Source organism: Frankia sp. CpI1-P, from assembly GCF_001421075.1.
Taxonomy (GTDB): Bacteria; Actinomycetota; Actinomycetes; order Frankiales; family Frankiaceae; genus Frankia; species Frankia torreyi.
On sequence record NZ_LJJX01000003.1, the window covers coordinates 38468 to 63234 of the forward strand.

General features: G+C 72.5%; 20 protein-coding genes and 17 pseudogenes. 12 read left to right on the forward strand and 25 right to left on the reverse strand.

All coding sequences use genetic code 11. The features are described 5' to 3' along the window. Nucleotide 1: 1 nt before the first annotated feature. A pseudogene (locus FF86_RS02880) lies at nucleotides 2-890 on the forward strand (ABC transporter substrate-binding protein); the annotation flags it as partial. A 1-nt stretch (nucleotide 891) separates the two neighbouring features. Continuing rightward, a pseudogene (locus FF86_RS39040) lies at nucleotides 892-1041 on the forward strand (amino acid ABC transporter substrate-binding protein); the annotation flags it as partial. 166 nt (nucleotides 1042-1207) lie between these two features. Here FF86_RS39040 and FF86_RS02885 read toward each other — a convergent pair. The 17 genes and pseudogenes from FF86_RS02885 to FF86_RS39105 form a co-directional block, all read right to left on the reverse strand. After that, nucleotides 1208-1763 (reverse strand): ATP-binding cassette domain-containing protein (locus tag FF86_RS02885; RefSeq protein WP_242418074.1); only part of this gene is annotated, 556 nt, incomplete at its 5' end. A 1-nt stretch (nucleotide 1764) separates the two neighbouring features. Next, nucleotides 1765-1906: pseudogene (locus FF86_RS39045) on the reverse strand (ABC transporter); the annotation flags it as partial. Next, nucleotides 1903-2751 (reverse strand): ABC transporter ATP-binding protein, encoded by an 849-nt coding sequence (locus tag FF86_RS02890; RefSeq protein ID WP_044884386.1) that lies wholly within the window; start codon nucleotides 2749-2751, stop codon nucleotides 1903-1905. The gene FF86_RS02890 and the pseudogene FF86_RS39045, both read right to left, overlap by 4 nt. Continuing rightward, a pseudogene (locus FF86_RS39050) lies at nucleotides 2748-3167 on the reverse strand (ABC transporter permease); the annotation flags it as partial. The gene FF86_RS02890 and the pseudogene FF86_RS39050, both read right to left, overlap by 4 nt. 1 nt (nucleotide 3168) lies before the next feature. Continuing rightward, nucleotides 3169-3627, reverse strand: a pseudogene (locus tag FF86_RS39055) (ABC transporter permease); the annotation flags it as partial. A gap of 1 nt (nucleotide 3628) precedes the next feature. Then, nucleotides 3629-3686: pseudogene (locus tag FF86_RS39060) on the reverse strand (hypothetical protein); the annotation flags it as partial. Between the two features lies 1 nt (nucleotide 3687). Further along, a pseudogene (locus tag FF86_RS39065) lies at nucleotides 3688-4159 on the reverse strand (ABC transporter permease); the annotation flags it as partial. A gap of 1 nt (nucleotide 4160) precedes the next feature. After that, nucleotides 4161-4855 (reverse strand): annotated as a pseudogene (locus FF86_RS39070) (branched-chain amino acid ABC transporter permease); the annotation flags it as partial. 1 nt (nucleotide 4856) lies between these two features. Next, nucleotides 4857-5039, reverse strand: a pseudogene (locus tag FF86_RS39075) (hypothetical protein); the annotation flags it as partial. Between the two features lie 102 nt (nucleotides 5040-5141). Beyond that, nucleotides 5142-5630: a hypothetical protein gene (locus FF86_RS02900; RefSeq protein ID WP_044884384.1), complete on the reverse strand. Its 489-nt coding sequence runs from the start codon at nucleotides 5628-5630 to the stop codon at nucleotides 5142-5144. 686 nt (nucleotides 5631-6316) lie between these two features. Beyond that, nucleotides 6317-6712 (reverse strand): hypothetical protein, encoded by a 396-nt coding sequence (locus tag FF86_RS02905; protein WP_044884383.1) that lies wholly within the window; start codon nucleotides 6710-6712, stop codon nucleotides 6317-6319. 325 nt (nucleotides 6713-7037) lie between these two features. Then, a pseudogene (locus FF86_RS39080) lies at nucleotides 7038-7227 on the reverse strand (UDP-glucose 4-epimerase); the annotation flags it as partial. 1 nt (nucleotide 7228) lies between these two features. Further along, a pseudogene (locus tag FF86_RS39085) lies at nucleotides 7229-7622 on the reverse strand (NAD-dependent epimerase/dehydratase family protein); the annotation flags it as partial. 1 nt (nucleotide 7623) lies between these two features. Then, nucleotides 7624-8033: pseudogene (locus FF86_RS39090) on the reverse strand (NAD-dependent epimerase/dehydratase family protein); the annotation flags it as partial. Between the two features lie 59 nt (nucleotides 8034-8092). Continuing rightward, nucleotides 8093-8705, reverse strand: a pseudogene (locus tag FF86_RS39095) (transcriptional regulator); the annotation flags it as partial. Nucleotide 8706: 1 nt separating this feature from the next. Continuing rightward, nucleotides 8707-9538, reverse strand: a pseudogene (locus FF86_RS39100) (helix-turn-helix domain-containing protein); the annotation flags it as partial. Between the two features lie 169 nt (nucleotides 9539-9707). Beyond that, nucleotides 9708-10031, reverse strand: coding sequence for a hypothetical protein (locus tag FF86_RS39105; RefSeq protein WP_236705641.1), 324 nt, complete (start codon nucleotides 10029-10031; stop codon nucleotides 9708-9710). A 134-nt stretch (nucleotides 10032-10165) separates the two neighbouring features. Here FF86_RS39105 and FF86_RS02925 point away from each other — a divergent pair, with 134 nt between their 5' ends. From FF86_RS02925 to FF86_RS02955, 9 genes and pseudogenes are all read left to right on the forward strand, one after another. Beyond that, nucleotides 10166-11797, forward strand: a complete 1632-nt coding sequence (locus FF86_RS02925; protein WP_044884380.1) for a nicotinate phosphoribosyltransferase — start codon at nucleotides 10166-10168, stop codon at nucleotides 11795-11797. 250 nt (nucleotides 11798-12047) lie between these two features. After that, nucleotides 12048-12710: an NUDIX domain-containing protein gene (locus FF86_RS02930; RefSeq protein WP_044884431.1), complete on the forward strand. Its 663-nt coding sequence runs from the start codon at nucleotides 12048-12050 to the stop codon at nucleotides 12708-12710. A 110-nt stretch (nucleotides 12711-12820) separates the two neighbouring features. Then, nucleotides 12821-13071: ATP-dependent Clp protease adapter ClpS (gene clpS, locus FF86_RS61770; protein WP_396229740.1), on the forward strand; the 251-nt coding region annotated here is incomplete at its 3' end. 1097 nt (nucleotides 13072-14168) lie between these two features. After that, on the forward strand, nucleotides 14169-14654 hold a 486-nt coding region (locus FF86_RS02940; protein ID WP_242418075.1), incomplete at its 3' end, for a DUF2017 domain-containing protein. Nucleotide 14655: 1 nt separating this feature from the next. Then, nucleotides 14656-14708: pseudogene (locus tag FF86_RS64835) on the forward strand (hypothetical protein); the annotation flags it as partial. A gap of 109 nt (nucleotides 14709-14817) precedes the next feature. Further along, the coding region (locus FF86_RS39115; protein ID WP_242418076.1) for a Mov34/MPN/PAD-1 family protein at nucleotides 14818-15009 on the forward strand (192 nt) is incomplete at its 3' end. A 1-nt stretch (nucleotide 15010) separates the two neighbouring features. Continuing rightward, nucleotides 15011-15222: pseudogene (locus tag FF86_RS39120) on the forward strand (Mov34/MPN/PAD-1 family protein); the annotation flags it as partial. A 358-nt stretch (nucleotides 15223-15580) separates the two neighbouring features. Beyond that, nucleotides 15581-15901 carry a MoaD/ThiS family protein gene (locus tag FF86_RS02950; RefSeq protein ID WP_044884377.1) on the forward strand — a complete coding sequence of 107 codons (321 nt, stop codon included), beginning with the start codon at nucleotides 15581-15583 and terminating at the stop codon, nucleotides 15899-15901. A gap of 21 nt (nucleotides 15902-15922) precedes the next feature. Then, nucleotides 15923-16870 (forward strand): PLP-dependent cysteine synthase family protein, encoded by a 948-nt coding sequence (locus tag FF86_RS02955; protein WP_044884376.1) that lies wholly within the window; start codon nucleotides 15923-15925, stop codon nucleotides 16868-16870. Between the two features lie 158 nt (nucleotides 16871-17028). Here FF86_RS02955 and rdgB read toward each other — a convergent pair whose 3' ends face one another. The 4 genes from rdgB to murI form a co-directional block, all read right to left on the reverse strand. After that, the gene (rdgB, locus tag FF86_RS02960; protein ID WP_044884430.1) at nucleotides 17029-17637 is read right to left on the reverse strand and encodes an RdgB/HAM1 family non-canonical purine NTP pyrophosphatase; all 609 of its coding nucleotides are present in this window, start codon (nucleotides 17635-17637) and stop codon (nucleotides 17029-17031) included. 89 nt (nucleotides 17638-17726) lie between these two features. Next, complete coding sequence (gene rph / locus FF86_RS02965) at nucleotides 17727-18470, reverse strand: ribonuclease PH (protein WP_055864182.1); 744 nt, start codon at nucleotides 18468-18470, stop codon at nucleotides 17727-17729. 123 nt (nucleotides 18471-18593) lie between these two features. Further along, the gene (locus FF86_RS02970) at nucleotides 18594-19340 is read right to left on the reverse strand and encodes an MBL fold metallo-hydrolase (protein WP_044884374.1); all 747 of its coding nucleotides are present in this window, start codon (nucleotides 19338-19340) and stop codon (nucleotides 18594-18596) included. Next, nucleotides 19337-20257 (reverse strand): glutamate racemase (gene murI / locus FF86_RS02975; RefSeq protein WP_044884373.1); only part of this gene is annotated, 921 nt, incomplete at its 5' end. The genes FF86_RS02970 and murI, both read right to left, overlap by 4 nt. Nucleotides 20258-21192: 935 nt before the next feature. Between murI and FF86_RS02980 the strand changes: the two genes are divergently transcribed. Beyond that, the gene (locus FF86_RS02980) at nucleotides 21193-21732 is read left to right on the forward strand and encodes a hypothetical protein (RefSeq protein ID WP_044884372.1); all 540 of its coding nucleotides are present in this window, start codon (nucleotides 21193-21195) and stop codon (nucleotides 21730-21732) included. A gap of 33 nt (nucleotides 21733-21765) precedes the next feature. On the opposite strand, the gene FF86_RS02985 is transcribed toward FF86_RS02980, so the two are convergent. The 4 genes and pseudogenes from FF86_RS02985 to FF86_RS03000 form a co-directional block, all read right to left on the reverse strand. Beyond that, nucleotides 21766-22194 carry a DUF3307 domain-containing protein gene (locus tag FF86_RS02985; protein ID WP_044884371.1) on the reverse strand — a complete coding sequence of 143 codons (429 nt, stop codon included), beginning with the start codon at nucleotides 22192-22194 and terminating at the stop codon, nucleotides 21766-21768. Between the two features lie 434 nt (nucleotides 22195-22628). Beyond that, nucleotides 22629-23501: an NAD(P)-dependent oxidoreductase gene (locus FF86_RS02990; RefSeq protein WP_044884370.1), complete on the reverse strand. Its 873-nt coding sequence runs from the start codon at nucleotides 23499-23501 to the stop codon at nucleotides 22629-22631. A 145-nt stretch (nucleotides 23502-23646) separates the two neighbouring features. After that, a pseudogene (locus FF86_RS02995) lies at nucleotides 23647-23922 on the reverse strand (putative quinol monooxygenase); the annotation flags it as partial. Between the two features lie 151 nt (nucleotides 23923-24073). Further along, entirely contained in the window at nucleotides 24074-24640 is a 567-nt protein-coding gene (locus FF86_RS03000) for an NUDIX hydrolase (protein ID WP_242418077.1), read from the reverse strand. Nucleotides 24641-24767 lie beyond the last annotated feature (127 nt).

Here is a 24767-nt window from a genome sequence, read left to right on the forward strand (position 1 = left end):
NAGGGCAGCGGCGACGGAAACGTGAGCTGTGCGCACAAACTCGTCGACGACGAGAAGGTCTTCGCGCTCGCCGGGGTGACCGCCTTCAACTACGCGGGAGCGCAGTACATCAACTCGAAGGGCGTGCCCGACATCGGCGGCCAGCCCGTGGGCACCGAGTACGACCAGTACCCGCACCTGTACTCGATCTACGGCAGCTACTATCCGCGCAACGGCGACCGCCCCGGCTACAACGGCACGCTGTACGCGGGGACCGAGATCTACCGCTGGTTCAAGCAGAATCTGCACACCAACGTCGCCGGGGTCGTCTACTACAACGTGGCCCCGTCGCAGCGCTACGCCAAGTCGGTGGCCGACGGCCTGCGCAAGGAGGGCTACAACGTCGTCGAGGAGCAGATCAACCTCGGGGCGCCGAACTGGGACTCCGCTGTGCTCGACCTCAAGCGGCGCGGGGTGCAGATCGTCTTCGACGCGATGGACGACGGCGGCAACGCGCAGCTCTGCAACTCCATCGAGAGCCAGAAGATGGCGCTGCAGGCCAAGGTGACCACGCCGCAGGGCTGGGCGAACAACATCGGCCAGGTCTACAGCGCGTCGCCGAACTGCCGGAACACGATCTACTCGACCAGCGGCTCGGCCAACTACCAGGACACCTCGATCCCCGCGGTGGCGCAGTTCCAGAAGGATCTCCAGGCGGCGGCGCCCGACCGGGTGGCCAAGGAGAACCTGTGGACGCTGGAGGGCTACGCCTCCGCCCAGTGGCTGACCGACGCGATCCGCTCCTGCGGCGCCAACGTGACCCGCACGTGCGTCGAGGCGTTCATGAACAGCGGCAAGGACTATGACGGCCACGGGCTGCTCATCTCGGCCGGCCGCAACTTCAAGAAGGCNCCGGAACCGCCCGCCCAGGATCAGAACTGCCTGAACGTCGCCCGCTGGAAGGATTCGGCGAACGGCGGCAAGGGCGGTTGGGAGACCCAGGTCAAGGACATGAACACCAACTGCTTCACCGTTCCGAACCTGCCCTACCCGGCGGGCTGACGACCGGCGGCCCTGCCTGTCGACAGGTGGTGGCCGCCGAACCGACTCGGGTCCCGGCCGGGATCCCCGCACCCGCGGGCGGTCCCGGCCGGGGCCCGACTCGTGGCAGCGGTGGATCGGGGGCGGAGCGGCCTCAGGTGGGAGTGGTTCAGGCGGGGGGAGTGGTTCAGGCGGAGGCGCCGGCGGGCGTGCCGCCGGCGAACTCGGCGGGGGTGCCGACGAAGGACCGTTCCCCCCGGTGCAGGACGTAGACCAGGTCGGCCATGGCCAGTGCCTGCTCGGTGTACTGGTCGGCGAGCAGGACCGTGGTGCCGGAGGCGGCCACGGTCGCCAGCCAGCCGAACAGGTCCGCGGCGACCTTCGGGGACAGGCCAAGCGACAGCTCGTCGACCATGAGCACCGAGGGGCGGGCGAGCAGGGCCCTGGCGAGCGCCAGCATCCGGCGCTCGCCGCCGGACATCGAACCGGCCCGCTGGGTGAGCCGCTCGCGCAGCCGGGGGAACGACTCCAGCGCCGGGGTGATGTCGGGATGCCCGCTCGCCTCGGCGATGATCTGGAGGTTGTCCCGGACCGACAGAGTGGCGAACACGGCTCGCTCGTCCGGCACCAGCATCAGGCCGCGGCGCGCCCGGTCGACGGTGGACAGCCGGGTGATGTCCTCGCCGCGCCAGGTCAGGGTGCCCGCCCGCAGCGGGATCAGCCCGGACAACACCCGCAGCGTGNTGGACTTGCCCGCGCCGTTCGCCCCCAGCAGCGCGGTCACCTTCCCGGCGGGGATGGCAAGGTCGAGGCCGTGCAGGACCTCGACCGTGCCGTAGCCGGCGCGGGCCCCCGTCAGTTCGAGCTCGGCGGTCGCCGTCGTCATCGTGCCTCCCCGGACTGCCCTGCCACGGCGAGGGGTGCCTGCGCCAGGTACACCGACCGCACGGTCGGGTCGTTGCGGACCGTCTCCGGGTCACCGGACGCGACGACCCGGCCGCCGACCATCGCGTACACCTGGTCGACGACGGAGAAGACGAGGTCGACGTCGTGGTCGACGATGACGATGCCGACCCCGCCGGCGGCGGTCCGCCGCAGCAACTGCGACAGCTTGGCGGTCTCCTCGCTGTCCAGGCCGCTGGCGGGCTCGTCGAGCAGCAGGATGTCCGGACGCGCGCACAACGCCCGCGCGAACTCGACCAGCCGCAGCGCCCCGGTGGGCAGCGTGCCGGCGATCGTGTCACGCACTTCGGACAGGCCGAGGGAGTCCAGGACCTCCTCGACGATCTGGGTCACCGGCCCCTTCGGCGCGAGCCCCAGCCGTTCGAGCCCGCGCTCGATGCTGTGGCTCACCCGGCCCCGGCCCTGCGCGGACAGGCCCAACAGGCCGCCGGCGTAGTCCCGGCGCCGGTTCTCCGCGCCGACGAGCAGGTTGTCCGCGACGGTGAGGGTGGGGAACAGCGAGGGGACCTGGAAGGTCTGCACCAGGCCGCGCCGCGACCGGATGTCCGGCCGCATCCGGGTGATGTCGGTGCTGCCGAGCACGACCTTGCCCTCGTCGGGCTGCTCGACGCCGGTGAGCAGGCTGAACAGCGTCGACTTGCCGGCGCCGTTCGGCCCGATGAGGCCGGTGATCATGCCCGGTGGGGCGACGAGGTCGACGTGGTCGACCGCGGTGAGGCCGCCGTAGCGGCGCACCAGGCCCACGGCCTGGAGTACGTGCCGGCTCATGCCCGGCCTCCCTCGGCTGGGTGGGTGGCGGCCCCGGCCCCGGCGCCGGCGCCGGCGCGGGACGGCTGCGGCCCCGCCGGGCGCGGGGCGCCGCCCGCCCCCGCGGCCCGCTGCTGGCGGCCCACCGCGGTCTGGGCGGCGGCGTACTGCTGGACCATCGCCACCAGGCTGGCGCCGAACGGCGTGAGCCGGGGGGCGTCCGCGGGCAGTCCGAGCTGGTTACCGGACAGCGGCCAGCGGGCGTAGTGCCCGGCGCGGGCCGCCCCCAGGGTCGAGCCGATCCCGGGGATGCCGGTGCTGCCGGTGATGCCGGTGGTGGCCGGCAGGTGGCCCACCGCGGAGATGCGCACCGGCACCGGCCGCGGGGCCCGCTGGTTAGGGTCGACGAAGCTGTCGGCGAGGTACTGGGCAAGCAGNCGGAGCAGCCCGCGCACGGCCGAGGCGAGCCCGCCGGGCATCCACCCCAGGGCGAGCGCCAGGATGCCGATGGCCAGCGTCGACGATCCGGCCGGAGCCAGTACGTCGATCGTGACCATGAACGCGGCGGCCACGATCGCGCCGGCCGCGCTGTCCGCGCCGAACACGACGACCGCCGTGAACCACAGCAGGCTCTGCAGCGGGGCGAAGTCGTCGGCGGAGAACGAGTAGCTGCTGTGCACCAGCAGCGTCCCGCCGAGCCCGGCGACGACGGAGGAGACGGTGAAGGCCAGCAGCTTGAGGTTGCGCACGTCGACGCCGACCGCGGCCGCGCCCTCGGAGTGGTCGCGCAGGGCGAGCAGGGCCCGGCCGAGCCGGCCGTGGTGCAGGTTGCGCACCACGAGCAGGCCGAAGCCCAGGCAGAGCAGCTCGAAGACGTAGAAGGCCTTCTCGGACAGCNCCCAGCCGAACAGCGACAGCGGGTCGAGGTACAGCCCGGTGGCGAAGGTGGGCTGCTCNAAGACGAACCGGCTCACGACGGCGCCGACGGCGAAGGTCGTCAGGGCCAGGGTCAGCCCGCGGCGCCGGATCGCCGGGTAGCCGGTGATCAGGCCGATGGGGGCGACGAACAGCGCGCCGACGAACATCGACGCGATCCCGGGGATCGCCGGCAGGCCGAACAGGTCGCCGTTGGCGAGCTTGAGCGACAGCAGCGCGCCGAGACCCGCGAAGCCGGCCGCCCCGAGGGAGAGCTGCCCGCTGTAGCCGGTGACGATCACCATCGACAGGAAGATCAGGGCCAGCGCCGGCACCATGAATGCCGAGCGCAGGTCGGAGGGCGCGAAGGTGAGCGGCGCGAGCAGCAGCGCCCCGCCGCCCAGCTTGCCGAGGTAGTCCCGCCGGAGACGGACCCCGCTGACCCGCCCGGACGGCGGCGCGCCGCGGCTGGAGAAGCTCGCCGTCGCTCCCGAGTCGCCCGAGCCCAGCTCCCNCAGCTTCGGGACGGCCAGCAGCAGGACCAGCAGGGCGACGATGAACAGGTTCGACTGGAGCACGGTGAGGATCTGGCCGGCGTCGCCGTGGAGGGTGAACTGCTTGAGCTCGCTCTGCAGGATGGCGATGCCCAGCGCGGTGAGGACCGCCACCGGCATGCTCGACAGCCGCGCGGCCACGACCACCGCGAAGGTCTCCAGGACCAGCAGCGTCAGGCCGTAGGGGGTGAGCTGGAAGCGGGGCGCCAGCAGGATGCCGGTCAGGCCCGCCATCGTGGTGCCGGCGGCCCAACCCGCGGCCGCCACCTTGTCGGCGGGCACCCCGGACAGCTCGGCGAGCTGCCGGTCGTCGACGACGGCCCGGATCTGGCGGCCGAAGGCGGTGCGGGCGGCGATGATCCCGATGACCGCGGCGAACACCACGACCATGATCAGCTCGGCCAGTGCGTCGACGCCGAGCCGGGAATCGCCGAACACCCGGACCGACGAGTTCGGAAAGATGCTGGGCGCGTCGCTGCGTGATCCCAGTCCCCAGATGCCCGCGGTGATGCCGAGGCTCAGCACCAGCACGCCGAGGCTGGCGACGAGGGCCTCGGCGGCCGACGCCCGGCGGCGGGCCAGCGGCCGGAACACCAGCCGTTCGAGCAGCAGCCCGATGCCGGGGGACACCACGGCGAGGGCGATCACGGCGGCCANCCAGATCGGCAGGTCCCACTCGACGACCATCTCGCGGAAGATGTAGGCCACCAGGGTGGCGATCCCGCCCTGGGCGAGGTTGAGTACGCCGTTGGTGCGATAGGTGACCAGCAGGCCGATGCCGGACAGGGCGGCGATCGCGCCCAGCGAGATGCCGGCCAGCGCCAGGTCGATGCTGGTCATCGGCCACCCCCTCGGCGTGCGCCGGCGCCGGCCGGGTCAAGTGTGATCACGGGAACGTCAGCCTTCCGGGGCGCCGTCGCAATGCGGGGAGACGCCGGCGGGTCAGGCGCGCGGGCCGGGGGCGCTGACGCCCGCCGGGCGAGTCGATCCGCCCGGCGCGGTGTCACCGGCCGCGTTGTAGTAGGAGTTCTGCGGTGGGGCGGCGGGCTGCTGCTGGTAGGTCGCCTGGGCCGGGGCGGTGGATAGCTCGCCGCCGGCCTGCTCACCCACGGTGGCGGCCGCGATGATCAGTGAGTGCAGGTCGTCGACCTGGCCGACGGTGCGGGCCTGCGCGGCCTGGGCCGCTTCGAAGCGGTCGGCCACCAGCAACGCGCTGCCGATCAGGACGAGCGCCAACCCGCCGAAACCGCCGGACACCACGTACGGTAGTTGCAGTGCGACGTCCGTCTGCTTGGAGACGCCCAGGTAGCAGCCGAGAAGCAGGACGCCGCCGGCTGCCGCCACCACCCATCCACGCAGCGCACGGACCACGTCGACCACCAGGCGCGCGGTGGGCCGGGGGTTACCGGTCCCAGCGGTCTGCTCGTCCACTTTCGTCTCCCCCATGGAGCGTCTCGTCGTCGGTCGTTCGGGCGGAGTCCCGCGTGGCGCCCGTCCCGGTAGATGATCCGGGCCACGACAGACGTCAGATTAGTGCGCGGAGCTGACCAGGTGCTCTGTCGGGTGGCCCACGGATGTTCCCGGCGAGCTCCGGCGGCACGGGAGGCTTCGTCGCATTCGGTATATGAGGATAGGCCAACGTCCGCCAAGGTCGGTCAAGTATGTCCGTTCACGGACAGTCTGGGCCTTATGTCGGCGGCCGTCGACCCTAGGACGATCGGTTCGCCTCCGCCCGGCGGGCCCGAGGCCGCGGACCGACACCGGCGGGCGCTGTTGCGGCGCAGGCCGCCGCCCGGATCTGGCGGCGCGCTGTCCATCCGGGCGCCGCTGCGGGTGGGCGCGGCCCGACGCGACCAGGCCGGAGCGCCGCGGTCCGGGCCGGACCGACGGCCTTCCCCGCACCTGCCGGCCGTCCCCTGGGATTCGGGCCGGTCGGCGGACCCGTCCGCCGACCGGCCCGCACGTCCTCGGACGGTGATGATGTGTTGGGTTTCTCGTGCTGGAAAATTGCCCTTTCGGGCCATCGGCGATGTTTCTGGGCCCGCATTGCGGAAGCGGTGACTTCCGGTTGCCGCCCGTGGGATGGGGCTCGCCGGGCGGACCCGCGGCGCCGCGGATCAGTCCGACCGGCGGGGCTGCGCGGGGATGACGGTCGGAGCGTCGAGGACGTTGCAGAGCACGGGGGCGCCGAGCGTCGCGACGATCGCGCCGTGCTCCCGGTTGATCGCGTCGGGCCCGGCGCCGCCGGGCCGCGGGGCGTGGGCGGCCTCGGCCGGCGTTTCGGCTGCGGTGGGCGGCGCGGCGAGCAGGTCCGCGCAGCGGTCCACCCAGACGCGCCGACGCTGTCCGAGCTGCCGATCCTCGACCTCCAACGGCCCGGGGACGCCACCCATCGCGGCCTGGAGATGGGCCCACTCGTGCGCCGCCGACCAGCTCGTGAAGGAGCCCAGGTACTCGCCGTCGTAGTCGTAGACGTGACAGGGCCGCAGGCCCAGGTGTCGGTCCGCCACCATCACAGCCAGCCCTTCGGGGTCGGGAAAGCCTGTCAGGATCCATCGTCCCGCGGGTCGGAACTCCCTGCCGACGGAACGGACCGGGTCGGTCCGACCAGTTCGGGAACCCGATCGTCCGGGATGTGACCCCGGGCCGGCTGCGCCGGAGGCGCTGGTCTCGAGCCCAGAGGTCCTACTTCGCTACAGGTTACGGGGTGTGCACGGTGGGCGGTAGCCCGGGGGATGTCCCGGATGGGACGCCGCCGGGGAGGCCGGGCGGCACCGGGGACGTGCGGTGACGGCGGGGCCGGGGACGTGCGGTGACGGCGGGGGCGTCGGGGTGACGTCAGGTGATGATCGGGACGTTGCGCTGGCGCGGCGGCACGCCGGTCCCGCCGGATGCCCGGCCGAACCGCCAGGCGTCCGAGACGATCTGGTCGATGCTCGACCGGGGCGAGCCCCAGCCCAGCTCGGTGCGGATCCGCCGGCTGTCCCCGATGAGCGCCTTGGGTTCGGGGACGGGCGGGCAGTGGATGNGCCGCACCGGGCGCCCGCTGGCCCGGCCGACGGCCGTCAGCACGTCGATGATGCTCACTCCGACGCCGCTGCCCACGTTGAACACCGAGCAGCGTCCCGGCGTGGCCGCCATCAGCGCCGCGTGGTAGGCAGCCGCCATGTCCCCGACGTGGACGTACTCCCGCAGTGCCTGCCCGTCCCCGTTGACGCGGAAGACGTCGCGGCGCCCGCTCGCCACCGCGATCGCCGCCGGGATGATCCGGCTGTCGTCCCGGTCGTAGTGCCCCTCGACGGCGCCCGCGACGTTGAACGAGCGCAGGATGACCGCGCCGATCAGGCCGGTGCCGGCCTGGTGACTCAGCAGGCGCTCGGCGGCGAGCTTGGACGCGCCGTAGGGGTTCGACGGGTCCGGCGGNCGGCTCTCCGGGACGCCGGTGAGATCGACGTCGCCGTAGACGGCGCAGCTCGAGCCGAACACGAACGCGGGCGCGACCCCGGTCCGCTCCGTGCCGATCTCCAGCGCCGTGAGCAGGTTGACGGTGCCCGTGAGGTTGGCCTGGAAGTAGCGCAGGGGAGCCATCCGCGACTCCCGGACCCGGGTCAGGGCCGCGAGATGGCACACCCCGTCGAAGCCCCGGTTCACCCCCGCGGCGGCGAGCTGCCGCGGGTCGAGCAGGTCCGCGGCCACCACCTCGACGCCGGGGGCGAAGACCGGCGCCGAGGAGTGGTCGCGCACCATCGCGGTCACCGCATGGCCGTCGGCCGCGAGAGCGTCCGTGACCACTCCGCCGATGAATCCGGACGCACCGGTGACCAGAACGCGCATGTCCCGGATCAGGACGCCGTCCGGGCGCGTACGCCGGGCAGCAGCGTCTCGCGGTGGCNCCAGGCGAGCTCGAGGCACGCCGCCGCGGACGGAGCGATGGGTTCGGTGTCGACGAGGCGGCGCAGCGCGGTGTGGGTGAACGGGATGCCCTCGGTCACCGCCCGGTTGGGGCCGGCCGTGACGACGGAGCCCTCGGCGTTGCTCTGGACCATCCCGCCGAACAGCTTGTCGAAGGCGTCCGCATCGATGACCACGACGGTGAGTATCTCGCCGAACAAGGTCAACGCGTCGAGGCCGATGCCGAAGTACGACACCCGCACCGAGCCCGCCCGCCGCGCCTGCTCGAAGGAGCGGAACGGCTCGTCGGTGTCGTAGTCGATCGGGCTGGACGAGCTGCCGTCGTGCTCGGGGTTGCCGAGCAGCTCCTCGCTGAGCTCCCGCATGATGTTGCGCCACAGGTCGAAGTCGGCCTCGTGGTGGAACGCGGTGATCCCCGACGGCTGGAACACCCCGGCGGGGATCACGTGGTAGACCCCGCCGGCGGTCGCCACCGAGCCCGCGCTGCGCCGGTGCAGGAAGAAACTCGCCTGACCGCCCCGATCGTGCCGGATCGTCAGGGTATTGATCGACGGCAGCGCCACCCGGCGGCCGAAGTCGAACGGGTTGCCGATGNGCGCCCGGAACGGCAGCGCCGGCCAGGACAGACCGGTGCCGGCCATCGCGGCGGCCGCCTCGTGCGCCACCGTCTCGCACACGTCGACGGCGTCGAAGTAGGTCGTGTGGCCGAAGTTCAGCGTCGGCCGGTTGTCCGCCGTCACCGGCGCCGTGCCGTCGCCGCCGATGTCCAGCAGCCGGAAGCTCAGCCGGTTCTCGAACAGCGTCGGCCGGTCGAGGTCGCGCATCGCCCGGGTGTAGCGCTGGTACCGGGTCTGCGCGCTGCCGCCACCGAGCAGCGGGCGGCTGCCGGCCGTCTCCGGCTCGTCCCCGCGGATCAGCGGCGGATCGACCTTGTCCTGCCAGTGCAGGGCGACCTCGTCGATGTCCACCGGCCGGTCCCAGACCCAGCCCGGGCGGGCCAGCAGTCCGCTGCCGAGCCGGTCGGTCTCCGGGTAGAGCCGCACCGCGGCCCGGGCCAGGCTGATCCGGTGGTGGTTGAGGTGGTCCCGGGTCAGCCGCCAGGCGCGCTGGCTGGCGGCGACCTGTTCGGCCGCGGGACTGCGTGGGCCGCTGTCCCGTCGGCGGTCCGCCATCGCGCCGGGCGCCAGGCCCACGTCCTCCGGGGACAGCGCGAGGTTGCGGGCGATGTGGCGCAGCGTAGAGATGTCGTGGATGGCCCGGCGGCCGCTTTCCACCTTGGAGACGTACGACTGGTCGAAGCCAAGCCGATCGGCGAGTTGCTGCTGCGTCAGGCCGTGTGCCTGCCGGTAAGCCCTCAGGAGCTGGCCGACGCCGACGCTGGCTGGAGTGGCCCGCGGCGGCGTCCAGAGCCAGGTGTGACCAGTCACCCGCTGTCCTCTCGTCCGACAATCGTGTTACGCGAAGTGAGCATAACGAGTCGGGCATCAGGGAGCGCAGTGACATAAATCGACCACCCCATACGGAGGTGGCCCGGTGGCGTCCTGCAACATCTTCGCTGCCTTGCGTTATGCGGTGCTGTTCCCGCCATCCCGGCGTTCATTGGTTGGGCAACCCGTCGGACAGATCGAGGACGACCACGATAATGATCGCGACGAGTATCCAGCGGAAGAAGCCGATGCGGCTCCACACGTCGCGGGCGATGCTCCGGCCGGCTCGACCGCCGAGTACGAGCAGAGCGAGCAACGCGCCGCCGACCACGACGATGAAGATGCCGGCATTACTCTGGTCCACGCTCAAGACGATCGCATGACGGCGTCGGACGACTACGGAGGTCCTGTCCAATTGCCGCCGATCGGCCGCGAACCGCGCCACCCGGGGCACACACCCGGCCGGCGCGAGGTCGGTCGCGGGCGTGGTCACGTCGAGGTACTCCGGGTCGCTGGCGGCGTGGGGCGGCAAGGTGTGAGGGACATCATGCAGGATTGCGCCTGCCCCACCGCCGGACCAACACACCTCCCGGCACGGCGAACCCATCCCCTTCCGCCGCCCGCGGGATGTCGTCAGGCGCGCATCTGGACGAGCTCGTCCCTAGCCTGTTCCGGATGTCCACGGCACTTATGACCGATCACTATGAGTTGACCATGCTGCGGGCGGCGCTCCGCTCCGGGGCGGCCAACCGCCGCGTGGTCTTCGAGGTCTTCACCCGTTCGCTGCCGCCCGGCCGCCGCTTCGGCGTATTCGCCGGTACCGGTCGGCTGCTCGACGCCCTGGCGGACTTCCGCTTCGCCCCGCCCGAGCTCGCCGCGTTGCGCGCCGCCGGCGTCGTCGACGACGACACCGCTGCCTGGCTGGCCGACTACCGCTTCCGCGGCGACATCCGCGCCTTCGCCGAAGGTGAGCCGTTCTTCCCCGGCGCGCCGGTTCTCGCCGTCGAGGGGACGTTCGCCGAGTCGGTGCTGCTGGAGACGCTCGTGCTGTCGATCCTCAACCACGACAGCGCGATCGCCGCGGCCGCTGCTCGGATGGTCGCCGCGGCAGGCTCGCGGCCCTGCCTGGAGATGGGCTCGCGGCGCACCCACGAGGCGGCGGCCGTCGCGGCCGCGCGGGCTGCCTACCTGGCGGGCTTCGCGGCCAGCTCCAACCTGGAGGCGGCGCGGACCTACGCCGTGCCCAGCGTGGGGACCAGCGCGCACGCGTTCACCCTCGTCCATCCCACCGAGGCCGAGGCGTTCGCCGCCCAGGTGGCCGCCCTGGGCCGCGACACGACGCTGCTCGTCGACACCTACGACGTCCCCGCGGGCATCGCCGCGGCGGTGGCCGCCGCCGGGCCGGAGCTCGGCGCCATCCGGATCGACAGCGGCGACCTGGGTGGGCTGGCCACGGCCGCCCGGGCGCAACTCGACGCGCTCGGCGCGCCCAGCACCCGGATTATCGCCACCGGGGACTTGGACGAGCACGCCATCGCCCGGCTGGGCGAGGCGCCCGTCGACGGCTACGGCATCGGGACGAGCCTGGTCACCGGCTCCGGGGCGCCGACCGCCGGGTTCGTCTACAAGCTCGTCGAGGTCGACGGCGTCGCCGTCGCCAAGAAGTCGGTGGGCAAGACCAGTCGCGGGGGACGCAAGCGGGTCGTGCGCCGCCACGACCCCAGCGGCCGCGCCGTCGCCGACGTCGTCCTCCCCGCCGCCGCTCCCGCCACCGCTGCTCCCGCCACCGCCGCTCCCGCCACCGCTGCTCCCGCCACCACAGCCGCCAGCAGCGCGGCTCCCGCCGCCACGGACTCTCTCGCCGCGACGGCCGCTCCCGCCGTCACGGCCTCCTCCGCTTCCGCGGCCACTGCGGCCCCTTCCGCCGCGGGGCCCACCGCCATCGCTCCTACCGCCACCGGTCCCACCGCTGCGGCCGCGGCGCCGACCGCCGATACCCCCTCCGCCGGCTCGACCTTCGTCGCCGCGCCGGTGGCGGCTGCGGACTCCGGGTTCCGGCCCGGCGAGTCCCGGGACCGTGAGCTGCTCCAGTCGATCGTCGTGCGGGGCGAGCTCGTCGACACCGACCTGGTCGGGCCCGCCGGCACCCGACGGGCCCGCGAGCACCACGGCCGGGCGTTGACCGCGCTGCCCCCGACGGCACGGGACGTGCGCTTCGGTCAGCCATGCCTGCCCGTCGTGCACACCACCCACGCCTGATCGCGGTGGCGCAGGCCTGACCCGGCAGGCCCAATCGGGCCCGACCACCGGTCACGTTCGGGCGGCCCGGCCGCACCGCCACGGCCCCGCGGACCCGCTCCAGGGAGGGGGCCGTGTGCGGTGGGATGGGCATGGCCAGACTGGAGGGGTGCCGCCCGCCTCGCCGCCGAATCAGGTCCGCGGTCCGCGTGACGGCGACGACGGGCGGCGTCATGGTGACCCCGTCACGCCGCCGGTCGTCGCCGTCAGCGTGGACCTGGTTCTGCTGACCCTGCGCGGCGGTCGGCTCTGCGTCCTTCTGATCCGCCGGGACCCGCCGTTCGACGTGGCCTGGGCCCTGCCCGGCGGCTTCGTCGACGGCGACGAGGACCTCGACACCTCGGCGTCGCGCCAGTTGTGGGCCGAGACCGGGGTGACCACGACCGGCCATCTCGAACAGTTGCGTACCTACGGTGGCCCGCACCGCGACCCGCGGGCGCCCGGGGTCAGCGTCGCCTACCTGGCCCTGCTGCCGAACCTGCCGCAGCCGGCGCCCGGCGGGGACGGCCCCCGTGCGCGGTGGTGGCCGGTGGCGGACCTGGACTCCCCGGATGGCCCCGCGCTGGCCTTCGACCATCCACGGATCGTCGCCGACGGGGTCGAGCGGGCTCGCGCGAAGCTGGAGTACACCCCGCTGGCCGCAGCCTTCTGCGAGGACCAGTTCACCCTCGCGGACCTGCGTCGCGTCTACGAGGCCGCCTGGGACGTCGCGCTGGATCCGCCGAACTTCCGGCGCAAGGTGCTGTCCACGCCCGGGTTCGTCGTCCCGGTGGGCCGGCGCACCTCCCCGCGCGGCGGCGGCCGGCCCGCCGAGCTGTACCGGCGCGGCTCGGCCACCGCACTGCATCCGCCGCTGCTACGCCGCTCCGTCTGACCGCCGTCGCCTCGCTGCCTCGTCACGTGCCGTGAGCGGGACGTGCGCCGTTGCATCTCACCGTGCCCGGCGACGGGTCAGGGCGCGGGAATGGCGTAACAATAGGCCTCGTGTCTGTCACCGCCGTGTCGCCCGTCGACGTCGAGGAAGCCGACGAGACCCTCGACGACGATCGGCCGTGGGTCACGATCGTCTGGAACGATCCGATCAATCTCATGTCGTACGTGACCTACGTCTTTCAGAAGTTGTTCGGCTACACCAAGTCGAAGGCCACCGAGCTGATGCTCGACGTCCACCACAAGGGGCGGGCCTCGGTCGCCACCGGTACCCGGGAGGAGATGGAGGCCGACGCGGAGCGCCTNCATGCATACGGACTGTGGGCGACGATCGCCCAGGACTGACCAGCCTGGACGGGCGACCCCGGGCACCCGGCGCCGGTGGGGGATCCGATCGGGTGTCAGGGGGTCGCCTCGGCCCTGGCCGCCATGGTCCCTCTCCCGACCGCGCGTTCGCCGTGCCGTGGCCGTCTGCCGTGCGCGGAGGCGGCCGATCGGTCTCGCGTGGGCCCGACTTTTCCCAACCATCGGGCTCCGTCGGGGCAACGGGGCCACAAAGAGCTAGCTGGATCGGGGTCGGGTCGGGCGAGGCTGAGCGCCGGCGGCAGGCGGCGCCGCGCGCGCCGGCCGCCCGGGGCGGCGGGTGATTCTGGCCGGGTAGGACGGAATGCCGGGGGCCGGTGGGCCCGGCCGTGGGCGATGGTCCGACAATGTGCTCGGCGGGTCGAGAAGATGCGGGCGGGATTCGTCCGGATCGGTCCCGGAGGAGTCCCGCGGCAGTGATTCNGAAAAGCCCGCTGAATCCGTATTCCCCGTTTCTCGGCGGATCGATACGTTCCGCGGCTCGGTTCTGCCGGACTCCGGGGATGAATCCGGGCTGTGCGTATCGGTCATCAAGGAAAATTCGACTCCATCGTCCGGAATATTCGGGTAATTAGGACGCGACCTCCTCCGGCAGGCGTCGCGCGGCCACCGCATGACTCCGCTCGGTGCCGGGTTCAGTAGCGTCCGTATCGCAAAATTGGCCAGATTCCGGGTGGGACGAGCGAGCTACCCCTTCCCGGGGATCACCCCCGAAAACGCCTCCGGAGGCCCGCGGGCCACCCGCACCCCGGTCGCGCAACGGCCGTCGGCGCCCGGTCAGCGCCGCCTTCGAGGTCCTGGGCCCGACGCCCCGATGCGGCACGCAGGGCCACCCCGCCGGCTCGACTAGGCTGGCGATGGTCAACCGCCGGACGCCCGCCGTGGCCCGCCGCGCGCCCGCCTGGCTTTCCAGGCGATGGCGCCGCGGGACCCGTCGCGCGGACGGTCGAGCCCCGGCGGCCCCGGCGGCGTCGGCGGTGACCAACGAGAGATCCGCGGGCGGGCGCCGCGGACGAGCGGTGATGGAGGGCACGACGTCGTGGCTGCTGACGGTTTCCGTCGCACCCGGTCCGGGATCGAGCTGCGGCTGCCGCAATGGGAGTCGGCGCTGTTGTCCCAACTCGTCAGCCAGATCGAGACGCTGCTCGAACCGCCGCCCGTCGAGGACCCGCTGGAGGCGATGGTCGGGCTGCGCGACACCGCCCCGCCCCCGCCCGAGGACCCGGCGATCGCCCGGCTGCTTCCCGACCCGTACCCGGACGACCCGATGGCCTCCGGGGACTTCCGTCGCCGCCGCACCGACGACCTGCTCGCCCGCAAGCGCGACGCCGCCCGCCGGGTGCTGGCCGCCATGCCCGCTCCCGGGTCCGTGCTCGTTCTCGATGAGGACGCCGCCCAGGACTGGCTGACCACCCTGAACGACCTGCGGCTGTTCCTGGGCACCCGCCTCGCCCTGACCGACGACGACTCCTCCGACGAGTTGGAGCGGATGGATCCCGAGGATCCGCGCTACCCGCTGGTGGCGNCCTACGTCTTTCTGACCGGGCTGCTCGACGAGCTGACCCGGGCGCTGGACTAGGCCCGGACAAGGCCCGGACCAGGCCGCCCGGGGCGATCCGGGTCGTGGCCGGGACGTCTCGTCGCCAGGACCTGCCNAGACCACCCCTTCCGCGTCGTACGGTGGGCCAGTGCTGCGCATCGACCGTGCCTGTTACGAGGCGATCGTCGCCCATGCTCGCCGTGATCACCCCGACGAGGCGTGCGGGGTCGTCGCCGGCCCGGTGGGTTCGGATCGGCCGGAGCGGTTCATCCCCATGGAGAACGCCGAGCGTTCGCCGACCTTCTACCGCTTCGATTCGAAGGAACAGCTACGGATCTGGNGGGAGATGGACGACCGTGACGAGGAACCCGTCGTCATCTACCACTCGCACACCGCGACCGAGGCGTTCCCGTCCCGCACGGACATCTCCCTGGCCGGGGAGCCCGACGCACACTACGTGCTGGCGTCCACTCGGGAGCCCGACCACACCGAGTTCCGGTCCTTCCGGATCACGGACGGCGTGGTCACCGAGGAGCCGGTGGAAATCGTCTGAGGGCCTGGGACGTTGCAGTGGCGGGGCCGGCGCGGGCGGGGCCGGCGCGCGACGGGGCAGCAAGGGGGGTGACGGCGTGGCCGGTTTCATCGGTGCGCGAGCAGGGCGGCCCGGGGCGGCATCGTCCCTGCCTGCGTCACGGTCCCTGCCTGCGCCATCGTCCCTGCCTGCGCCAGCCGAATCGGAGACAGCCGTGCCGTCGTCGGGGCATCCTGGGCCTGCGAGTGGCGAAGGCCCCGCCCCGGCGCATCCCGGCCAGCAGTCCTGACACCCCGCAGACCCCCGCCCGCACAACACCCCGCCCATCCGGGCGGCGCCTCGGTCGAGCCCGACCGCTGGCACCCGCGAAAGGAGCACCATGGCAGTCCAGGTCCGTGTGCCGACGATCCTGCGCAGCTACACGGGAGGTTCGAAGCTGGTCGAGGGCACGGGCGACACCGTCGCCGCGCTCTTCCTCGATCTCGACTCCCGGCACTCCGGGCTGCGCGGCCGCCTGGTGACCGGTGACGACGGGACCGAGCTGCACCGGTTCGTCAACATCTACGTCAACGACGAGGACGTGCGGTTCCTCGGCGGGCTCGACGCCAAGCTCAACGACGGCGACGAGGTCACCATCCTGCCCGCGGTCGCCGGTGGCTCCGTCGACAGCTCGCCCGGCGCCTGCGCCGGTCAGCACTAAGCCGAGCGGCAGGTCCGACTCATGCGATTCGACTCCCTGGCCGACTCGGTCGGCCGGACCCCGCTGGTCGGGCTTCCGCGACTGTCCCCGTCGCCGGAGGTCCGGCTGTGGGCGAAGCTGGAGCAGGACAATCCGACCGGTTCGATCAAGGACCGGGCGGCGCTGTGGATGATCGCCGACGGCGAGAAGCGCGGCCTGCTCACCCCCGGCGCGACCGTCCTGGAACCGACCTCCGGCAACACCGGTATCTCGCTGGCCATGGTCTGCCGCCAGCGGGGTTACCGGCTCGTCTGCGTCATGCCGGAGAACACCTCGGTGGAGCGCCGCCAGCTCCTGCAGATGTGGGGCGCCGAGATCCGGTACTCGCCCGCCGCCGGCGGCTCCAACGAGGCAGTCGCCGTCGCGAAGCGGCTCGCCGCCGAGAACCCCGACTGGGTCATGCTCTACCAGTACGGCAACCCGGCGAACGCCCAGGCGCACTACGAGACGACCGGCCCGGAGATCCTCGAGGACCTGCCCGCCATCACCCATTTCGTCGCCGGCCTCGGGACGACCGGCACCCTGATGGGCACCGGCCGCTACCTCAAGGAGCGGGTGCCCGACATCACGATCGTCGCCGCCGAGCCCCGCTACGGGGAGCTGGTGTACGGCCTGCGCAACATCGACGAGGGCTTCGTGCCCGAGCTGTACGACCCGTCGGTGCTTACCTCGCGCTACTCCGTCGGTCCACGCGAGGCTCTGCGCCGTACCCGCGAGCTCGTCCAGGAGGAGGGCATCTTCGCCGGGATCTCCACCGGAGCCATCCTGCACGCCGCGCTGGCCCAGGCCGAGCGGGCGGTCCGGGAAGGTCGACGGGCCGACATCGCCCTCATCGTCTGCGACGGCGGCTGGAAGTACCTGTCCACCGGCGCCTACGCCGGCACCCTCGAGGAGGCCGAGGCGGCGCTGGAAGGTCAACTATGGGCGTAGCCCCGTAGATCGCCTTCGGCGATCTACGGGGACCCCTCGCCCAGGGCGCCGTTCGGGGTTTTTGTCAGATCGCCTTCGGCGATCTTCCTGGGGGAGCCGGTGGGGGCCTTCGGCGATCTACGGGGACCCCTCGCCCAGGGCGACGGGAATCCGCCCGCTCAGGAGGCCAGGACTTCGCCGAGGAGGGTGGCCAGGTCGCGGAAGGCCAGACCGCGGTGGCTGATCGCGTCCTTCTCGGCCGCGGTCAGCTCGGCGTTGGTCCGGGTCTGGCCGTCGGCGAGGAACAGCGGGTCGTAGCCGAAGCCGCCCTGGCCGCGGGGCTCGGTCAGCAGGATCCCCCGCAGCTCCCCGTGCGTCACCCGCTCCACGCCGGCGGGGGTGACCAGGGCCGCCGCGCAGACGAAGGCCGCGCCGCGTCGCGCGGGCGGCACGTCGTCGAGCTGGGCCAGTAGCAGGGCGTTGTTCGCCTCGTCGCGTTCGATGCGGGTGCCGTCCCGCCGTCCGGACCAGCGGGCCGAGCGCACGCCGGGCATGCCGGACAGCTCGTCGACCGCGAGCCCGGAATCGTCGGCGACGGCGGGCAGCCCGGTCTGCTCGGCCGCCGCCCGCGCCTTGATCAGGGCGTTTTCGGCGAAGGTGGTCCCGGTCTCGGCCACCTCGTCGCCGTCGGGGAGAGCCACCAGCTCCACCGCCAGACCGCTGGCCGCCAGGATGCGGCGTAGCTCGGTCAGCTTCGCCTCGTTGCGGCTGGCGAGCACCACCCGCACCGGCTTCGACGAGCCGGCCGGCGCCCCCGCCGCGGCGACGTCCGTGCCGATGGTCGAGCCGGTAGTCGATCCGGTAGTCGGCTTCGCGGTCACCGGGCCCCCTCCGGTCGGGCGGGACCCGCCGGTGCTGGACCGCGCAGCGCCTCGGCCTGGATCTCCGTGAGCTGGGCGCAGCCGAACACGGCGAGGTCGAGCAGGCTGTCGAGCATCGCCCGGTCGAACGGGGCGCCTTCGGCGGTGCCCTGCACCTCGACGAATCCGTCCGCTCCGGTGCACACCACGTTCATGTCGGTGTCGGCGGTGGAGTCCTCGGTGTAGGCGAGGTCGAGCATCGGCTCGCCCCGCACGACCCCGACGCTCACCGCGGCCACGCTCGTCGTGATCGCCGCAGGCCGGCCGAGCCAGCGGGCGGCGTCGACCAGCGCGACGTAGGCGCCGGTGATCGCGGCGGTGCGGGTGCCGCCATCGGCGAGCAGCACGTCGCAGTCGATGGCGATGGTGTTCTCGCCAAGGGCGGCCAGGTCGATGCAGGCCCGCAGGCTGCGCCCGATCAACCGGGAGATTTCGTGAGTGCGCCCCCCGATCCGGCCACGCACCGACTCGCGGTCGTTGCGGGTGTTGGTGGCCCGCGGCAGCATCGAGTACTCGGCTGTCACCCAGCCCAGGCCGCTGCCCTTGCGCCAGCGCGGGACGCCGGTGGTCACCGAGGCGGCGCACAGCACCCTGGTCCTGCCGGCACTGATCAGCGCCGACCCCTCGGCGTGCTCCTGCCAGCCCCGCAGGATCGTCACCTGCCGGAGTTCGTCCGGTTTCCTGCCATCGACTCGTGTCACGCCCGCGACACTATCGGCCCGCCCCGGACCGGCCACCCGGCCCCGTCTGACTGGACCCGGCCTGGCCTGGTCCGATCGGGCGACGCGGTCCGATCGGCGACGCGGTCCGATCGGCGACGCGGGTCAGATCTCGAAGGTGGCCCCGGGCGTGGCGATGGTCAGGTTCCCGTCGAACGCCCCGACCGCCTCCTCCTCCGAACGGGCGGCGTTTCCCCAGGGGACGAGATGGGTCAGCACCAGCCGCCCCACGCCGGCCTTCTGCGCGTGCTCGCCAGCCTCCCGGCCGGTCAGGTGCAGGTCGGGCGGATTGTCCTCGTCGTCGAGGAACGACGCCTCGCACAGGAACAGGTCGCTGTCGCGGGCGAGCCGGACGAGCCGGTCACAGGCGCCGGTGTCGCCCGAGTAGGTGAGCACCCGATCCTCCGCCGTGACCCGGACGCCGTACGCCTCGACCGGGTGCGCCACCCGGGTGAGGTCGATCCGGAACGGCCCGACGTGCAGGCAGCCGGCGCCGATGGTGCGGAAGTCGTAGATGTCGGCGAGGCTGTCTTCCGGCCACTTCTCGAATGCCCCGCACAGCCGTTCCTGGGTGTTGATCGGGCCGTAGACGGGGAGCTTGGGCGGCATGCCCTCGGGGTGGTAGCGCCGCGCGTAGGAGTTCGCCACCAGGTCCAGGCAGTGATCGCCGTGCAGGTGACTGAGCAGGACCGCGTCGATGTCGCGCAGGTCGCAGTGCCGCTGCAGTTCACCCATCGACCCGTTGCCCGCGTCGAGGACGAGCCGGAACCCGTCCGACTCCACCAGGTACGACGAGCAGGCGGAGGCCGGCCCCGGGTACGTGCCGGAACAGCCGAGAATGGTCAGTTTCACCGTGGCACCACCGGGCTCTGCTGGGAGGAATCCTGATCCGCCGCGGGTCGGGCGGTCCAGACGGCTGCGGTCGAGGTCCTGGTGGCGGGCGGCGCGGACGGAGCCGGGAGGGACGGCTCCCCGGAGGCCACGGCCGAGACCTGGACGAGTTCGGGCCCGAGGAACCTGCGCCCCACGCGGGTGAACAGCGCGGGGTCACCCGTGGTCAGGAAGCGGTGGCTGGGTGGTGGTAGGTCGGGGTCGCGGAACAGCCCGTCCCGCGCGAGCACCCGGTAGGTGTCCTTCGCTGTCTCCTCGGCACTGCTCACCAGCGTCACGCCCTCTCCCATCACGAGGCCGATCACCCCGGTCAGCAGCGGGTAATGGGTGCATCCGAGTATCACCGTGTCGACGTCGGCTTCCTGCAACGGTGCGAGATATGCCTCGGTCAGTCCGAGTAGCTGCCGCCCCGAGGTGATACCCCGCTCGACGAAGTCCACGAACGCGGGGCAGGCGACGCCGGTCAGGTCGACGCCCGCGGCGGCGGTGAACGCGTCGTCGTAGGCGCGGCTGCCGATCGTGGCCACCGTGCCGATGACGCCGACCCGACCGCTGCGGGTGGCCGCCACCGCGCGCCTGGTCGCCGGCATGATCACTTCAACGACCGGGACGCTGTAGCGTTCCCGCGCGTCGCGCAGGCACGCCGCGCTGGCCGTGTTACAGGCGATCACGAGCAGCTTCACCCCCTCGTCGACCAGACGATCAAGACACTCGAGGGCGTAGCGGCGTACCTCGGCGATGGGGCGTGGTCCGTAGGGTGCCCGTCCGGTGTCGCCGAGATAGACCAACGGCTCATGCGGAAGCTGGTCCAGAATGGCGCGCGCCACTGTGAGACCGCCTACTCCGCTGTCGAACACCCCGACCGGCGCGCCGCTCATNAGCGATCAGACTAAGCCGGAAACCCGATGCTCACCCTGTGGCTGTCATCACGAAACCTTTGTCCAATACGGGACAGCATGCGCAAGTCGCACATCGTGCCGATCTGTCCGGCGCTTCGGGTTGCCTCGCCGTGTGTCATACGTCGTTGCTACCCATGCTCCGGTCCCGGTGTGCCGGGGCCGGACGATGTGTGGCGGGGTCGACATCCCCCGGCGGCCCCCTGGCCCCAGGGGAATGCGCAATGTCCGGCCGATCGGGTCGGGATCGATCCGGTGCGGCCCGCTCGTCCTCCCGCGACGAAAGGTACCCGCCTGGCAGCGGCATACGGGTACAGGGACCTCAAACGGGGTGTACGCTAGAACTGCCTGTAATCGATCAGTGACTAATAGCTATCGACCAGGTAGGTTGAGGACGCGGCTGAGGCGTCCGGGTCGTTCCCATCCGTCCCCGAACCGCGATGTCCCAGTCGCATCCTCGAGCTCGGCGGCGTCCGGTCGGGGTATCCATGGTGATGCCCCGACCGGCACCGTCGGGCCAGTGCCCGTGCCGCGCGGGCATCGGCGCCGCAGCGCCCCCGCCCGGCCGTGCGGTGGGGTCGCCGGCTGGCCCGCGGCGTCGCGCCGGTTGGGCGTGATCCGTCCGCGTTTCAGGCCGTGAGCCGTTCTCTGATGTCCCCCTGTGCCCCTACGATGACGAGATGCCGTGATTGCCGCCGCTGTGGGCCGGGCAGGTCATCGAACGCCAGCGGGGGATGCCGGGGCGTCACCGCGTGCCGGCGACACGGGTGGGTGCCGTCAGCTCACCGTTGCGTCGCGGCCGCCGACCCGAGGACGGACGGAGCAAGCGGGATGATCACCGTCAAACCGCCCTACCGGCTTGTCGGGTTGGCGTCGATCGAGGTCGTAGCCCCGTCGAGGGCGATAGGAACATGCCTATGGCACGGTTCCTCGCTGCGGTCGCCGCGGGCGTCGCCCTCCTGGTGGGAGGGCTGGTCACCCTGGCGCTCGTGCTCCCACCCGCGTACAGCTACCTGGTCCCGCTTGTCATCATCCTCGTCGTCGTGGGGGTCAACATCACTGCCTGGCTCGTGATCCCGCAGGTTGTCGGCTCGGCGTTCGCCTCGGCGTCCGGGGCCGCCGAGGGGTCGGTGCCCGCGCGCTCCGACTCCGCCGGCGGCTCGTCGTTCGGTTTCGCCCACGTCGGGTTCGACTGGCCGAGCGGTGACCTCACCGCCGAACCCAGCGCCGACGAATGGTCGTCGTGCTGGGACTACGCCGGTCGCGACGGTGCCGACGACGATCGCTGGTCCGTGCCCGGCGGCGCCGACAGCGTCTCCTGGAGCAGGTCGGGCGGCGCCGACGGCGGGTCGAGCTGGTCGGAGGGGTCCGCCGGCGGGTCGAGCGGGTCGAGCGGGTCGGGGAGCATGTCGTCGGGCTCGTCGGACGGACCGGGCGGCACAGCGACGGCCTGCTAGGAGCGACCCCGCCCAGGCCGGCGGGCACCCGACTCACAGCAGCACGGCGACCAGCGCGGCCAGCCACAGCGATGCCGCGTGCAGAGACTGGTCGGCCAGGTACATGCCGTTCATCCCGTTGTCGGCGAGCTCGGCGAAGTCGCCGCCACCCGTCCTGGTCAGCAGCCAGTGCACGGCGACCCGGCGGTCCCACAGCGCGTGGGTGAACACCGAGATCACCAACCCGGCGACGGCCCCGAACGCGGACAGCCGCAGGTCGAGCCCGACCGCCGTCACCGTCACCATCACCACGACGACCACGTGATACGCGGCCAGGTGGCGTCCCAGCGCCGCCCAGCCGGCCGGGCCCGGCGTCGTCTTCAACCGGGCCTGGGCGTCGGTCTGGCCCAGTACATGATCGGCGAGCTGGTGTGCCGCGAACAGGGTCACCAGCAGGACCGCGAAAGTGACGGCCCTGGTCATGAGGCCGGGGCGGGACGTCGGGACGGAGCTGCGCTCATCGTCAATCCTGCTCTGCGCCCAACGCCCGGGCGGGCCGGGCGGGCCGCGGACGGCTCGGGGCCGCCCACCGGTGGCTGGCGTCGGCGGGCGGCACGCACCGGGCGGCGCGCCCGCCGGCGGCCACCGGCGAAGTCGGCCGGGACGGCGGGTGCGAGCGCGCACCCGGCCTTCGTCGGGCCGACCGGGTGGACTCGTCGCCGTTCAGCCTGCGACCCGGCGAGCTGCGACACCGCATCCTGAGACGGCTTTCGCCGGGCCCCGCACAATCACCGGCTGCCCCGGCTGCCCCGGCTGCCCCGGCTGCCCCGGCTGCCCCGGCTGCCCCGGCTGCCCCGGCTGCCCCGGCTGCCCCGGCTGCCCCGGCTGCCCGAGGCGCCCAGCCGCCCGCCGCCGCGTTAGGCGAGCCCGGCGCGGCGGCGGGCGGTCTCGGCGACCGCTGCCCAGTCCTGCTCCCCCTGGCCGTGCGCGAGCGCCTCGATGAACGCGTCGCGCAGCACGCCACCGAAGGGCAGGGGGACGTTGCGCTCCTGGCCGGCGGACAGCGCGAGGCCGACGTCCTTGAACCCGAGCGGTAGCCGGAAGTTGACCGGCTCGTAGCTTCTCTTCCCGATCATGCTGCCGTAGCCGGCGAAGACCGGGCCGGGGAACAGGTTGTCGGTCAGTACCTCGATGAACAGAGCCGGGTCCAGGCCGCCAGCCTCGATCACGGTCGTCGCCTCAGCCATCGCCTCGATGGAGCAGGCGACCAGATAGTTGCCGAGGATCTTCACCAGGTTGGCGTGCGCCGGCACCTCGCCGACCGTCCAGGTGCGCCGGCCGAGGACGTCGAACAGCGGCTGCACCTCGGCGATCGCCGCCGGCTCACCGGCGGTGACGATGGTGAGGTTGCCCGCCGCCGCGGCCTCCGTCCGGCCGAACACCGGCGCGGCGAGGTAGCGCAGGCCCCGCTCGGCGTACTCACGCGCGGCCCGTTCCGCCAGGGCGGTGCTGATCGTTGCCATGTTCACGTGCAGGGCACCGGCGGGCGCCGCGGCCAGCGCCGCGGGGTCGAGCAGGCGTTCCGTCACGGCCCGGTCGTCGGCCAGCATGCTCAGCACGGTCCCGGTCGCGAACGCCTCCTCGATGCTCGCGGAGACGGCGCCGGCTGCGGCCAGCTCGGCGACGGGCCCGGGGGAGCGGTTCCAGACCAGCACGGTGTGGCCCGCGGCGACCAGGTTGCGGGCCATCGCCGTGCCCATCCCGCCCAGACCGATGAATCCGATCCTCATCCGGCACACTCCTGACTGCGGCACGTCGACGCCCCTGTCGGTGACATACCGCAGTCTGGCCCGTCACCGGTGTGCAGGACCGGCCGGGGTTGCCGGGCTGTCAGGCGTCGGTCGCGANGGGAACCCCGGTGCCGGCGGTGAAGGNGATGAACTCGATGCGCGGCGGACCGGTGAGCAGCGCCTGGCGGCCGGCGACGAAGTGGTGCACGTGCGGCTGGTTCTCGTGCTCCTCGAAGGCGTCGCGGTCCCGGTAGAGCTCGTAGAACAGGCGGGCGTTCGGGTCGCCGGCGACGCGGTGCGTCGTGTAGATCAGCGTGCCGGGCTCCCGTTCCGCGATGAGGGGCACCGTCTGCGCCACGAGGGCGTCGAACGCGTCCGCAGTGTCCGGGCGAACCTCGAAGCGCACCGTCAAACCGAACATGGCTCCACCTCCGCGACGCAGTTGTCGGCAGCGAGGTCCTCACCATCACCGCTTCGTAGGTGACGGTGTGTGACTCGCTAGAGATCACTGTAGTGCCTATCGCGAGACTCGGGTCACTTCGCCGCGGCCCGACCTCGACAGCCCTGTGTCGTCACCGCAAGGGGCCGTCCGGACCTTGACGCACCGAGGAGACCTCGGTCGGTCCTGGTCGGAGTGCGGGAATGGCGGGAATGGCGGCGAGGGCGGCGGTCACGAGGTGGCGCATGAGCGCCGGGTCCCCGCCGCGGTAGCGGCGCAGGAACTCCTCGGGTTCGATCAGCACCCGGCCGGCGGACTCGTGGGTGGACTCCCAGGGGGCGAGCTCGGTGACCCGGGCGGTGCGGATCACCATGTAGGTCCGGTCGTCGGCGCCGAAGTAGTCGGACTCGATCACCTCGACCGGATGCAGGACGCCGAGCCGGGCCCGGACCTCCTCCCAGGCCTCCCGCCGCACGGTCTCGTCGATCGACGACTCGCCGCGCTGGACGTGCCCGCCGGGTATGTCCAGCCCGCGGGTCAGCTCGGCGACGACCAGCCGGCCGTCGTCGGTGACCGCCACCACCGACGCGCTCGTCACCTGCTCGAACGGCGGGTCCGGCGATGGCCCGAGGCACGTCAGCGTCGTCGTGCCGCCCCGCCGGCGCCGCACGGGCCGTCGGTCCTCTCCCGCTGTGGTCAAGGCAGGCTCCTCCCCGTGGCGTGGCTCCCGGGTCCTGTCTACCGCGAGGCGCGGGGCGCCGTTGTCGGTTCGGCCCGTCGTCCTGATAGGTTGGATTACCCAACTGGCACCTTCTGGTGGCTGCCCG